At 65.7% G+C, this 12886-nt stretch carries 14 protein-coding genes and 1 pseudogene; 5 read left to right on the forward strand and 10 right to left on the reverse strand.

What is annotated here, in order from left to right; translation table 11 throughout:
* Nucleotides 1-142 precede the first annotated feature (142 nt).
* Nucleotides 143-442: a chorismate mutase gene (locus tag ACWW36_RS04170; protein WP_456140342.1), complete on the forward strand. Its 300-nt coding sequence runs from the start codon at nt 143-145 to the stop codon at nt 440-442.
* Between the two features lie 60 nt (nt 443-502).
* On the opposite strand, the gene ACWW36_RS04175 is transcribed toward ACWW36_RS04170, so the two are convergent.
* Nucleotides 503-2488, reverse strand: a complete 1986-nt coding sequence (locus ACWW36_RS04175) for an acyltransferase family protein (RefSeq protein WP_456140343.1) — start codon at nt 2486-2488, stop codon at nt 503-505.
* A 60-nt stretch (nt 2489-2548) separates the two neighbouring features.
* Complete coding sequence (locus ACWW36_RS04180) at nt 2549-3997, reverse strand: NAD-dependent succinate-semialdehyde dehydrogenase (RefSeq protein ID WP_456140344.1); 1449 nt, start codon at nt 3995-3997, stop codon at nt 2549-2551.
* A gap of 50 nt (nt 3998-4047) precedes the next feature.
* On the opposite strand from ACWW36_RS04180, the gene pgi reads away from it, so the two are divergent.
* A complete protein-coding gene (gene pgi, locus ACWW36_RS04185) occupies nt 4048-5715 on the forward strand; it encodes a glucose-6-phosphate isomerase (RefSeq protein WP_456140345.1) in 1668 nt (555 codons plus the stop codon).
* A 9-nt stretch (nt 5716-5724) separates the two neighbouring features.
* Here pgi and ACWW36_RS04190 read toward each other — a convergent pair whose 3' ends face one another.
* From ACWW36_RS04190 to cobF, 6 genes and pseudogenes are all read right to left on the reverse strand, one after another.
* Nucleotides 5725-6099, reverse strand: a complete 375-nt coding sequence (locus ACWW36_RS04190) for a hypothetical protein (RefSeq protein WP_456140346.1) — start codon at nt 6097-6099, stop codon at nt 5725-5727.
* Between the two features lie 85 nt (nt 6100-6184).
* Nucleotides 6185-6934, reverse strand: coding sequence for an SDR family oxidoreductase (locus ACWW36_RS04195; RefSeq protein ID WP_456140347.1), 750 nt, complete (start codon nt 6932-6934; stop codon nt 6185-6187).
* A gap of 9 nt (nt 6935-6943) precedes the next feature.
* Nucleotides 6944-7411 carry a zinc finger domain-containing protein gene (locus tag ACWW36_RS04200; protein WP_456142356.1) on the reverse strand — a complete coding sequence of 156 codons (468 nt, stop codon included), beginning with the start codon at nt 7409-7411 and terminating at the stop codon, nt 6944-6946.
* A gap of 153 nt (nt 7412-7564) precedes the next feature.
* Nucleotides 7565-7843, reverse strand: a pseudogene (locus ACWW36_RS04205) (DNA-formamidopyrimidine glycosylase family protein); the annotation flags it as partial.
* Between the two features lie 83 nt (nt 7844-7926).
* The gene (locus tag ACWW36_RS04210) at nt 7927-8328 is read right to left on the reverse strand and encodes a phage holin family protein (RefSeq protein ID WP_456140348.1); all 402 of its coding nucleotides are present in this window, start codon (nt 8326-8328) and stop codon (nt 7927-7929) included.
* 4 nt (nt 8329-8332) lie between these two features.
* Entirely contained in the window at nt 8333-9076 is a 744-nt protein-coding gene (gene cobF / locus ACWW36_RS04215; RefSeq protein ID WP_456140349.1) for a precorrin-6A synthase (deacetylating), read from the reverse strand.
* A 206-nt stretch (nt 9077-9282) separates the two neighbouring features.
* Between cobF and ACWW36_RS04220 the strand changes: the two genes are divergently transcribed.
* Both ACWW36_RS04220 and ACWW36_RS04225 read left to right on the forward strand, forming a co-directional pair.
* Nucleotides 9283-10173 (forward strand): AurF N-oxygenase family protein, encoded by an 891-nt coding sequence (locus ACWW36_RS04220; RefSeq protein WP_456140350.1) that lies wholly within the window; start codon nt 9283-9285, stop codon nt 10171-10173.
* A complete protein-coding gene (locus ACWW36_RS04225) occupies nt 10170-10454 on the forward strand; it encodes a DUF4873 domain-containing protein (protein ID WP_456140351.1) in 285 nt (94 codons plus the stop codon). Before ACWW36_RS04220 ends, ACWW36_RS04225 begins: the two co-directional genes overlap by 4 nt.
* A gap of 11 nt (nt 10455-10465) precedes the next feature.
* Here the strand turns inward: ACWW36_RS04225 and ACWW36_RS04230 are convergent, their stop codons facing one another.
* Both ACWW36_RS04230 and ACWW36_RS04235 read right to left on the reverse strand, forming a co-directional pair.
* Nucleotides 10466-11650, reverse strand: coding sequence for an MFS transporter (locus ACWW36_RS04230; RefSeq protein WP_456140352.1), 1185 nt, complete (start codon nt 11648-11650; stop codon nt 10466-10468).
* A gap of 21 nt (nt 11651-11671) precedes the next feature.
* Entirely contained in the window at nt 11672-11944 is a 273-nt protein-coding gene (locus ACWW36_RS04235) for a DUF4235 domain-containing protein (protein ID WP_456140353.1), read from the reverse strand.
* A gap of 66 nt (nt 11945-12010) precedes the next feature.
* On the opposite strand from ACWW36_RS04235, the gene ACWW36_RS04240 reads away from it, so the two are divergent.
* On the forward strand, nt 12011-12877 hold the full coding sequence (locus tag ACWW36_RS04240; protein ID WP_456140354.1) for a TIGR03619 family F420-dependent LLM class oxidoreductase: 867 nt from the start codon (nt 12011-12013) through the stop codon (nt 12875-12877).
* Nucleotides 12878-12886: the final 9 nt, after the last annotated feature.

Genomic DNA, 12886 nt, shown 5'->3' on the forward strand with positions numbered 1-12886 from the left:
CAGACTCATTCTCGTGCTCAACAGGCAGCATCGATTTTTTGACGGGTACCGGCCAGCGGTGCCCGTGGTTTAGCTGCTTTCCAGAGCCCCGCGGTCCGCTTCCGGATCCGGGGCTCGTCTCTTGTGTGAGGCCCGAAACCGGATGAGACCAGATCCCCCACACAACGAGGAGCCACCAGTGACTATCGAAACAGAACCCGTGCCAGACATCGACGACCTTCGCCAGGAGATCGACCAGCTCGACGCGACGATCCTCGAGGCCGTCAAGCGTCGCACCGAGGTGTCCAAGCTGATCGGCAAGGCCCGGATGGCCTCCGGCGGCACCCGCCTGGTGCACAGCCGCGAGATGAAGGTCATCGAGCGCTACAGCGAGCTCGGCCCCGAGGGCAAAGACCTCGCGATGCTGCTGCTGCGCCTAGGCCGCGGCCGCCTCGGCCACTGACGCGAATTTCGCGAAATAGCATTCCGGGCTGTGATTCCGGCGGTTCGACGACCAGGAACGCTATTTCGCGGGAATCGCCGGACCCGCGGGCCCCAGCAGCGCGTCGGTCAGCCACGGCGTCAACCACTTGACGGCCTCCGGTGTCGGATGCACGCCGTCCATCCGCATCTTGATGCCGTCGACCTTGTTGGTGTAGTAGCCGTTAGGGCATAGCTTGGCGTGCAAATCCAGCACCGTCACGTTGGGGCGATGCCCGACCGCATCGCGCAACAACTTGTTCCAGCGATCGACGCGCGCAGGCTGGTCCTCGGGGTACAGGCTTCCGTCCGGTTTCTCCGCGCGCCGGTTGTAGGGTTCCGTCGTCACCACCACGCGCGCGCCGGTCGAGCCGAGAATGTCCAGAGCGCGGCTGAGTTCGCCGCTCAGATAGGCGTCGTATGCCGGATCGCCGATGTGGGTCCAGTGGCCCTCGTTCATCCGGTCAACCACTTCCCAGCGGCCGACGATCAATAGCACCACGTCGGGACGGTCATGGTTGATCCGCTGCGCCCATCTGGTCGGCCAGGTATCGCACTCGGGCTTCTGGTTGAGCGTGTCCCCGACGTATCGGTACGGCCCGCCGCGGGCAATACCGCAGCCGATGGTCGTGTAGTTGGTGAAGCTCAGCCCGGGTGTCGGCGGCAGGTACCGCATCATCGTCCATGCCACCGAATCGCCGAACACCGCGACGCGCTTGGTCCCCGGAGCAAGCTGTCCCGACGGGGCTTTGACCTCGACCGGCACCTCGGGCGCGATCAGTGCGGCGGTGTCGACGCTGCTGGGGTTCGGCTCCGCGGGTTTGACTCCCACCGGCATCACCGTCATTGTCACCACCGCGGCGGTCGCGGCCGTTGCAGCAGCCAGCGGAAGCATCGGAACGATCACCGGCCGCCACCGACGGATCGGCTGCTCGAGCAGCCACCACGACGCGGTCGCCACGGCGATCGTCACCGCGCACCGCAGCGCCAACAGCGACCAGCCGGACCAGCCGGTGCGTTCTCCGTTGAGCGCCAAGAAGATCGGCCAGTGCCACAGGTACACGCCATACGAGATCGCGCCCAACCACACCAGCGGCCGCAATGCGAGCACGCGGGCGACGGGTGAGCCTTGGTCCAGCGCCACCGGCGCGACCACCAGCACAGCCGCGACGGCCACCACGATGAGCAGCCCGCCGCGGAACTCACGGACACTGCCCGTCGCGAAATGCGCTGCGGCGGCCAACACCGCCAGCCCGACGACCGACAACCCGCCGGCAGCCCATCGCCGCAACCGCGTGCGAATCAGCGTGCCGCCGTCGATCAGCACTGACCAATCCCTCACCAGCAGCGCGGCCGCCGCGGCACCCACCAGTAACGCCTGCGCGCGGGTGTCGGTGCCGAAGTAGACGCGGTTCAGCGACGCGTCTGTGGTGAACACGATGGTCGCCGCCGCCGATGCCAGCACGCCCGCGGTCGCGAGCACGAACACGGCCAACCGGGCCCGCGCCCGAAACAGTGCGGCGACCGCCAGCAGGATCAGCGGCCAGATCAGGTAGTACTGCTCCTCGACGCCGAGCGACCACGTGTGCTGAAGCGGCGACGGGGTGGCGCCCTGCGAAAAGTAGTCCGTCTTCTGCGCGACGAACGCCCAGTTGGACATCCAGAAGAACGAGGCGACGGAGTCGTCGCGCAGCGTCGCGGTGGCCTCGGAAGGAAAGAACTCCCGAGCGGCGACAACGGCGAGCACCATCGCGATCAGCGCAGGCAGCAGTCGGCGTGCGCGTCGAATCCAGAAGTCGCGCAGACCGATTCGGCCTGTTCGGCCGATTTCGTCGAGCAGCAGTGAGGTGATCAGGAATCCGCTGAGCACGAAGAAGACGTCGACGCCGAGGAACCCGCCCGACACCCCCGGGATGCCGCCGTGGTCTGCCAGCACGAGCGCGACGGCCACGGCGCGCACGCCGTCCAGCGCGGGAATGCCCCGGGCCCGAGCGGCATGTCGACGCAGAACGACACGGACCGGGCGCACTGGCCGAAGTTTAGGTGCGTTGGCGCGACCAATCCGGAAGGCGCGCCTGGTGTTAGCGGGTTACTTCGTCAGCGCGATGTACTTCACATCGAGGTATTCGTCGATGCCCTCGAAACCGCCCTCCCGGCCGAAACCGGACTCCTTGACGCCGCCGAACGGGGCGGCAGGGTCGGAGATCACGCCGCGGTTGACGCCGACCATGCCGGATTGGATTCCCTCGGCCACGCGCAGGGCGCGGTCCAACGACTGGGTGTAGATGTAGGCGGCCAGGCCGTATTCGGTGTCGTTGGCCGCCGCCAGGCCTTCCTCTTCGGTGTCGAAGCCGGTGATCGGCGCGACGGGGCCGAACACCTCCTCTTTGAGGATGCGCGCATCGGCAGGCACGTCGGCGAGAACCGTCGCCGGGTAGAAGTTGCCCGGCCCGCCGGGGGCGACGCCGCCGACGGCGACGGTCGCACCGCGCGATACCGCGTCGGACACCAGGTCCTCGACGGTGGCGACCTGCTTGGAGTTGATCAGCGGACCCAGCGTCGACGACTCGTCGATGCCCTTGCCGAGGGTGAACTCGCTCATCCGCTTGACCATCTTCTCGGTGAACTCTTCGCGCACCGCGTTGGCGACGTGGAACCGGTTGGCCGCGGTGCATGCCTCACCGCCGTTGCGCATCTTGGCCAGGATCGCGCCGTCCACCGCGGCGTCCACGTCGGCGTCGTCGAACACGACGAACGGCGCGTTGCCGCCAAGCTCCATGGAGGTGCGCAGGAGCTTGTCCGACGATTGCTTCACCAACGCCTTGCCGACACCCGTGGAGCCGGTGAAGGTCAGCTTGCGCAGCCGACCATCGTCGATCAGCGCGGTCGTCACATCGCCGGGACTGGTGGTCGGCACGACCGACAACACGCCCTTGGGCAGCCCGGCCTCGTCCATCAGCTTGGCCAGCAGCAGCATCGTCAACGGCGTTTCCTGGGCCGGTTTGACGATCATCGTGCAGCCCGCCGCCATCGCGGGACCGATCTTGCGGGTACCCATCGCCAGCGGGAAGTTCCACGGCGTGATCGCGTAGCAAGGCCCGACGGGCTGCTTGGTGACGAGGATGCGGCCAGTGCCCGCCGGGCTCGGGGTGAACCGGCCGGCGATGCGCACGGCCTCTTCGGCGAACCAGCGGAAAAACTCCGCGCCATATTTGACTTCGCCCATGCTCTCGGGCAGGACCTTGCCCATCTCCAGGGTCATCAGCGTGGCAACGTCTTCGGCGCGTTCGGAGATCTTCTCGAAGACCGCGCGCAGGATCTCGCCCCGCTCGCGGGGCGGGGTGGCCGCCCACTCCGCCTGCACGGCGCAGGCGGCGTCGAGCGCGGCGATCGCGTCTTCGGCGGTGCCGTCGGCGACGGCGGTCAACACCTGATCGTCGGACGGGTCGAGCACGTTGAACGTTGACTTGCCTTCGCGTTCCTCGCCGCCGATCCATAGACCGGTGGGTACTGACTTCAGCAGTGCGGTGGTGTCCATACATCCATCATTTACACCTTCAATGTTCGGACCGCACTAGGGTCGTCAACATGACTGCCGACACCCAGCAGATCCCCGATATCGCCGCCACTCCCGCCTGGCAGGCCCTGCAACGGCATCACGACGACATCGGCGCAAAGAGCCTGCGTGAGCTCTTCGCCGACGACCCCGATCGCGGCACGGAACTGGCGCTGACGGTCGGCGATCTGTACATCGACTACAGCAAGCACCGCATCACCCGCGACACCGTGAAGCTGCTGATCGACCTCGCCCGTACGGCTCGTCTGGAGCAGCGCCGCGACGCGATGTTCTCGGGTGTGCACATCAACACGTCGGAGAACCGCGCAGTCCTGCACACCGCGTTGCGGCTGCCGCGCGGCGCCGAGCTGACCGTCGACGGCCAGAACGTCGTCGAGGACGTCCATGCGGTGCTCGACAAGATGGGCGACTTCACCGACCGGCTGCGCAGCGGTGAATGGAAGGGCGCCACCGGCGAACGCATAAAGACCGTCGTCAACATCGGCATCGGCGGCTCGGACCTCGGCCCGGTGATGGTCGACCAGGCGCTGCGCCATTACGCCGACGCCGGCATAACGGCGCGGTTCGTCTCGAACGTCGACCCTGCCGACCTCGTCGCCAAACTCGACGGACTGGACCCTGCCACAACGCTTTTCATCGTCGCTTCCAAGACGTTCTCCACTCTCGAGACGCTGACCAACGCGACCGCTGCCCGTCGTTGGCTGACGGATTCGCTTGGCGACGCCGCGGTGTCCAAACATTTCGTCGCGGTGTCGACGAACAAGAAACTGGTCGACGATTTCGGCATCAACACAGACAACATGTTCGGCTTCTGGGATTGGGTCGGCGGACGCTATTCGGTAGACAGCGCAATCGGTTTGAGCGTGATGGCCGTCATCGGCCGAGAGCGCTTCGCTGAGTTCCTGGCCGGCTTCCACATTGTCGACGAGCACTTCCGCACCGCCCCGCTCGAGTCCAACGCTCCGGTACTGCTCGGGCTAATTGGCTTGTGGTACAACAACTTCTTCGGCGCGCAGTCGCGCGCTGTGCTGCCGTACTCCAACGACCTGGCGCGCTTTGCCGCCTATCTGCAGCAGCTCACCATGGAATCCAACGGCAAGTCGGTGCGTGCCGACGGCACACCCGTCACCGCCGATACCGGCGAAATCTTTTGGGGCGAGCCGGGAACCAACGGCCAGCATGCGTTCTACCAACTGCTGCACCAAGGCACGCGGTTGGTTCCGGCCGACTTCATCGGGTTCTCGCAGCCCACCGACGATTTGGCGACAGCGGACGGCACCGGCAGCATGCATGACCTGCTCATGAGCAATTTCTTCGCTCAGACTCAGGTGCTGGCATTCGGCAAGACGGCAGAGGAGATCGCCGCCGAGGGCACTCCCCCCGACGTCGTGCCGCACAAGGTGATGCCGGGCAATCGGCCGACGACGTCGATTCTCGCTACCAAGCTCACCCCGTCGGCCGTCGGCCAGTTGATCGCCCTCTACGAACACCAAGTGTTCACCGAGGGCGTCATCTGGGGCATCGACTCGTTCGACCAATGGGGCGTCGAGCTCGGCAAGACCCAGGCCAAGGCGCTGCTGCCGGTGATCACCGGCGAGGATTCGCCTGCCGAGCAGTCAGACTCGTCGACCGACGCGCTAGTGCGCCGCTACCGCACGGAGCGCGGTCGCAGCGCCTAGCGACATTCGTTACGGAGCCGGGATGTTGATGCAGCCCACGTTCGGGATGCATCCGCTGGCGCCACCGGGCCCTGCCGTGCCACCCGGGCCGTAGGGCGAGAGTGAACCGCTGGCGCCACCCTGGTCAGCCGTGCCACCCGGTCCGTAGGGAATCTCGCCGGAGGCCCCGCCACGGTCAGCTTCGCCTGACGGGCCATAAGGGATGTTCACCTCGGCGCCACCTGGGCCGACGTTGCCGAGATCCGAGCAGGGCGTGCCGTCGGCGTTGACGCACGGTGGCGGAGGAGGCGGCGGGTCGGCCATGGCTGGCGGAGCAACGGCGATCGCAGCCGCCGCGGCACCGACGAACAGTGCGGGCGTGATCTTCGATAGTTGCAGCTTCATGCAGATCGGCTACCACGATCGCAAGACGCCTAAACATGTAGTGGGCCTAAGAACAGGCGCACCGCTTTACCTCTGCAACAGGCGCCTAGGCGAATTTGGCGGCCAGTTGCGGCGGTAACAGCCGCAACACCTGCACCAGCGGTGCCCACGGCCACGACGGCACAGCGGCCCTGCCGGGTTCACGCTCGATCGCGTCGACCATCGCCTTCGTGCCGGTCGCGTTGTCCACCATCAGCGTGGTGGTGTCGGCCTTGGCGGTCATCTCAGATTCGATGTAGCCCGGCTCGATCACGGTCACCTTGATCGGTCCCTTGGCGTATTCGGCGCGCAGCGATTCACCCAGCGACGACAGTCCCGCCTTGCTCGCGGCGTAAGCAGCCCGCACGCCCGGCACTCCCTTGTTGGCCAGGACCGACGAGATCAGCACCAGATGCCCGCCGCCGGCTCTCGTGAACATCTCCACTGCGGTTTCGATTTGCACCAGCGCCGCAACGAGATTCGTCTCGACGGTCGCCTTGTTGGCCCACAGCTTTCCCGACCCCAACGGTGCGCCCTTGCCGATACCGGCGTTGACGATGATGCGGTCGATGCCGCCGAGTTCGTCCGAAAGCTCCGCGAACACCTTGGGCACCTGTTCGTGGTCGTTGACGTCGAGTTCGGCGACCGCGACCGTGATGCCGGGGTGCTTTTCGAGCAGCTCGGCCTTCAGCTCATCGAGCCGGTCGGTGCGCCGGGCGCACAGGGCAAGGTCGCGACCCTTGGCTGCGAAAGCGCGGGCCATGCCCGCACCTAGGCCAGACGACGCGCCGGTGATCAAGATCTTCTGCCGAGTCACGCGCTTAGCCTATTTGAGCAGCCTCGATAGCCGTCGGTCGGCCAGCACCTTGCCACCGGTCTGGCATGTGGGGCAGTACTGAAAGGACTTGTCGGCGAACGACACCTCGCGCACCGTGTCGCCGCACACCGGGCAGGGCAGGCCGGTGCGGGCGTGCACTCGCAGCCCCGACCGCTTCTCCCCCTTCAGGGTCGCTGCCTGCTGGCCGACGGACCGCTCGACGGCATCGGTGAGGACGCCGATCATCGCGTCGTGCAGCGCGGACAGCTGCGCGTCGGTGAGCTTGCCCGCCGTTGCGAACGGGGAGATCTTGGCGACGTGCAGGATCTCGTCGCTGTAGGCGTTGCCGATGCCTGCGATCACCTTCTGGTCGGTGATGACGGTTTTGATCCGCCCGCTGTTGCCGGCCAGCACCCCGGCGAGGTCCTCGGGGCCCAACGACAACGCGTCGGGTCCGAGCGCGGCGATGCCCGGCACCTTGGCCGGGTCGTCGACCAGCCACACCGCCAGCCGTTTCTGGGTGCCGGCCTCGGTGAGGTCGAAACCTGGTGCGTCCCCTGGTTTTCCGAGGTGAACGCGCAGCGCGATCGGCCCCTTGCCTGGCTTCAGCGGCGCCGCGGCGAGCTTGTCCGACCATCGCAGCCAGCCCGCACGTGACAGGTGCGTGATCAGGTGCAGGTCGCCTGCCTGCATGCCGAGGTACTTGCCCCACCGGTTGGCTGCCGTGACGGACTGACCGTGCAGCACATTGATCGGCGGGTCGAACGTCTTGAGCACCGATAGCGCCGACACGTCGATGCGGCCGATCGTCAGTCCGACGGCGTGACGGCGCAGGTGGTCGGCGAGCGCTTCGATCTCGGGCAGTTCGGGCACCCGTCCAGTCTGCCGATCGCCGACGTTGACGTCCACGCACTCGCGGGCGAAGTATCACGAATGAAGGCGACCACGATGCCAGGCGTGAAACGAATGCCCGTACGGCTGCTGAACCGCGTCTAGGTGCGGGCTGCGCGGCGCGCGTCGCGTGTGACCACCGACAGCAGCCAGCTCACGATCGACAACACGATCGCCGCCCATATCGCGGTCCACCAGAAGTGGTCGATGGCCAGACCCCAATGGGTGGTGTGCTCGGTGATCCACGCGGTGATCCACAACATCAGTGCATTGATGACGATATGGATCAAGCCGAGCGTCAAGATGTACAGGGGCAACGAAACGATCTGCACGATCGGCTTGATGATCGCGTTGACGAGCCCGAAGATCACCCCGACGACAAAGATGATGCCGATTCGCCCCAATCTCGTGTCCCCGCCGACGAAGTCGATTCCAGGAACGATCAGCGTCACCACCCAGAGGGCAAAACCCGTCAATGCTGCGCGCAGCAGGAATGCTCCCATGCGCTCAGTCTGCCGGTCGCAGTAGGTACGTGTCCATGATCCAGCCGTGACGGGTGCGCGCCTCGGCCCGCAAGTCGACGATCGTGGAGCCGATTTCCGCCACCGTGCCGGCGGCCAGCAGCTCGTCTGGCGAACCCAGATAGGCGCCCCACCAGATGCGTGTCTGTGGCGGGCAGGTCCGAAACGAGCACTCGCCGTCGAGCATCACCACGGTGGCGCCTGCCAACCCGTGCTCGCGCAACTGCCTGCCGGTAGTGATCTGTACGGGTTCGCCAATGTCGTTGAGCGGTATGCGATGTCGCGCAGTAAGCGCCTGGATCGCGGTGATGCCAGGGATCACGTCGTACTCGAAATCCACGTGAGCAGCGACCATCTCGAGGATGCGCAGGGTGCTGTCGTAGAGCGACGGGTCGCCCCACGCCAGGAACGCACCGACGCCGTCGGGCGCAAGCTCGGTCTCGATCGCCTTCGCCCACATCCGCGCCCGAGCCATATGCCAATCCGCGACCGCCTGGCGGTAGTCGCCGTCCTTTGCGCGCGAAGGGTCGGGCAGCGCAACAAAGCGATAGCCGGGCTCGCGGATGAACCGTTCGCAGATATGTCGCCGCAGCGCCACCAACTCGTCTTTGGCTTCCCCTTTGTCCATCGCGAAGAACACCTGGGTGTCGTTGAGCGCCTCCACTGCCTGCGCCGTCACATAACCGGGATCGCCGGCACCGATGCCGATGACATGGATCCGCCGAGTCACGCAGGCGAGTATGCGCCAGTCCTCCCGGCCGCGCGTACGCCGCAGCCGTCTCGCGCGTTTGACGTCCTTCTCTGCGGCGGCAGCTTTGGCAAGTCGTTCAAACGCTGACCTGCGACTACCGCAGGTATGCGGTACCGCAGGTATTGACATCTTGCCGCTTCGCCACTTACGTTTTGAACAACGCCTTCAACGAAGGGACGTCAACGATGACCGCACCCACTCGTCAGGAATTCTCCGAACGCCTGCTGAAGGGCTCAGTCAAGAAGTCCTATGCGCCGGTCGTCGACATCGACTGGGATGCGCCACTGGACCCGGACAAGTTCTTCCTGCCGCCCAAGACGGTGTCGCTGTACGGCACGCCGCTGTGGGACAACATGACTCGCGAGCAGCGCATCGAGTTGTCGCGGCAGGAGCTGGTCAACACCCTGTCCGCGGGCATTTGGTTCGAAAACATCCTCAACCAGGCGCTGCTGCGCAAGATGATGCACCAGGATCCCACCGCAAGCGCCACGCACTACGAGCTCACCGAGCTGGGCGACGAAACCCGGCATATGGTGATGTTCGGCAAGGCGATCGACCGGGTCGGTGCAAAGCCGGTGCGGCCCAAGCTGTATCAGCGCCTCATCATCAACGCGCTGCCATTCACCTTCCAGGGATCACTGCTGTGGGTCGCGGCGCTGATCGGCGAAGAGATTTTCGACTCCCTGCAGCGGCAGATGATGGATGACGACGAATTGCAGCCAATGGTGCAGCGGCTCATGCGCATTCACGTCACCGAGGAGGCTCGCCACATCCAGTTCGCCCGTGACGGCTTGCGCAAGCGGGTTCCAAACATGCGACGGCTCAACCGCTGGTGGGTCGCCAATCTCAACGGTGTCGGCGGCTTGTTCTTCCGCTACCTGTTCACCAACCGCGTGCAGTACCGCCGGGTGGGGCTCGACGCCCGCGCCGCGCGCCGCATGGCCCGCAACAGTCCGCACCGCCGTGAGACCCAGATTCTCGGGTTCGCCCCACTGGCAGCGTTTCTCGAAGAGGTCGGGTTGATGGGTCCGATCGCGCGCCGCATGTGGAGACGGACCGGGTTCCTGCCCCGATGACCGACGTGTACGACGGCCCTGCCGACATCCGTGTCGACGACGTGGACCACCCGGTGCGTGTCCGCCTGACCGGTCATCTTGATCCGATCGACGGCAAGTACCACTGGCGAGGGATGGTTTACGAGTTACCCTCCGACGCAGCCCTTCGGATGCCGCAACGGGTCTGTGTGTCGATCGGTCCCCGCACCGCCGAAGCCCAGGTGACCGAGGTGACCCCGTGGGGCACGCATTCCGTGGCGGGCGTCGGCGCTCCCCCCTATGCGATGGACGGCTACGGCTAATACACGCGTGGTCACGAGCGATGTGGCTGCAAAGGATATCGGGGTCGGATGAGCGAGCCGGCCAGCAGCGCGATCGCGAACACACCCCCGACAATGCCCGAGATCAGCAGCGGCATCCGGCCGTCGGCGCCCCACAGGAACCCAGCCCACAAACCCGCCGCCAGCACGGCAAAGCCACTGGCGCCCTGGAAAACTCCCTGCGCACTGGCCTGAAGTTCCGGGCCAACCAGCGACGAAATCCACGCTTTACCAACGCCGTCGGTGCATCCGGTGAACAATCCGTACGCCCCGATCAACAGCCAAGCCACGACCGTATTCGTCGTCAAGCCCAGCCCGGTATAACCGACCGCGAAGAACACCAGCCCGATGCCGAACACCGCCGGGCGCGGAATGCGGTCGGCCAGCATCCCGGCCGGATAACTCGACAACGCGTACACGGCGTTGTAGGTGACATAGGCAAGGATCACCTCGACTACCGAGAACCCGATCTCGTTGAGCCGCAACAACAGCAGAGCGTCGGGAAAGTTCACGACACCGAACAGGACAAGGACCGTCGTCACTCGCCAGTAACGCCGCGGCAGCTCGCTGACGCGCGCGAAAATCGCGCGCCGCTGCGGGCGAGCCAATACCCGACGCTGTTCGCGAACGAGGAACACCAACGCCACGCTCAGCACGGCCGGCACGACCGCCACCCACAGCAACGGTGCGATCCGATGATCGAGCAATTCGTATCCGGCCAGGCCGATCAACGGTCCGACCACCGCGCCAAGAGTGTCCATCGCGCGGTGGAATCCGAACACCCGACCGCGAGCGGCCTCGTCGATGTCGACCACTAGCAGGGCGTCGCGCGGCGCACCGCGAATGCCCTTCCCGAGCCGATCGACCACGCGGCCTGCGAGCACACCCGGCCACGCCGATGCCGCCGCCACCATGACCTTGCCCAGCGCCGCCATGCCGTAGCCCGTCGCGATCAGTGGCCGCCGCGCGAACCGGTCGCCTAGCGGTCCGGACGCCAATTTGGTCAGCGACGCCGCACCCTCCGCGGCGCCTTCCACGGCGCCCACCACCGACGGGGGCGCGCCGAGCACCGCGGTCAGATAGATGGGAAGGAGCGGATAGAGCAGCTCGCTGGCCGCATCCTGAAGGAACGAAACGGCCGAAAGCACCCGTACATTGCGGGTGAGCCAGGTGCGCACCTAGTACATGATGCCCGGGGTCTACTCGGGACTCTCGTTGGTGACCGCGCGGTAGCCGTGGGCGCCGGCCCGGTCGACAAGCGCCCGCACTAAGCCGAACACCAGCCCCTGTAGCGCCGCGGCGGCGATGGCCTCGCGGCCGGAGCGGTCGAGGTCCTTGGGGTCTGGCGGCTCCTGATCGGACGGGCTGATGCGTTGCCAAACCTCAGTGAAGACCTTGCCTGCCAACAAGCCACCCGCGACGCTTATCGCGATCTGCAGGGGCAGGTACATGGCCTTGGATACCGCGCTCATGGCCGCCATGTTCCCCACGCGCCAATACTCAAACCTTCCCACTAGAACACGTTCTAATATGGCCGGGTGCGTTTCACGTTCGCCGAGGCGATGACCGACCCGACGTTCTACATCCCCCTGGCCAAGGCCGCGGAGGCGGCCGGCTATCACGCAATGACGATTCCCGACAGCGTCGCCTACCCGTTCGAGTCGGACTCCAAGTATCCCTACACCGCCGACGGCAGCCGTGAGTTTCTCGACGGCAAGGCGTTCATCGAGGCGTTTGTGATGGCCGGCGCGCTGTGCGCGGTGACGACGACGCTGCGGTTCAACTTCTTCGTTCTCAAGCTCCCCATCCGGCCGCCTGCATTGGTTGCCAAGCAGGCGGGGTCGCTGGCCGCCGTGTTCGACAACCGGCTCGGCCTTGGCGTCGGCACCAGCCCGTGGCCGGAGGACTACGAATTGATGGGTGTCCCATTTGCGAAGCGGGGCAAGCGCATGGACGAGTGCATCGAGATCATCAGAGGGCTGACGTCCGGTGAGTACTTCGAATTCCACGGCGAGTTCTACGACATCCCGAAAACTAAAATGACGCCTGCGCCAAATAAACCGATTCCCATACTCATTGGCGGGCACGCCGAAGCGGCGCTGAAGCGCGCCGCCCGATGCGACGGGTGGATGCACGGCGGCGGTGACCCCGAGGAGCTTGACCGACTGATCAAGCGCCTCAAGCAGATTCGCGAGGAAGAAGGCCGCACCGGCCCCTTCGAGATTCACGTCATCTCCGTCGACGCCTTCACCCTCGACGGCATCAAGCGTTTGGAGGACAAGGGAGTTACGGACGTCATTGTGGGCTTCCGGATCCCCTACATCACCGGTGAGGACACCGAGCCGCTGGACAAAAAGATCCGGCATCTGGAGATGTTCGCGGAGAACGTAATCGCCAAGCTGTAATTGGGGCAG

It is taken from the genome of Mycobacterium sp. MMS18-G62, from assembly GCF_053877835.1.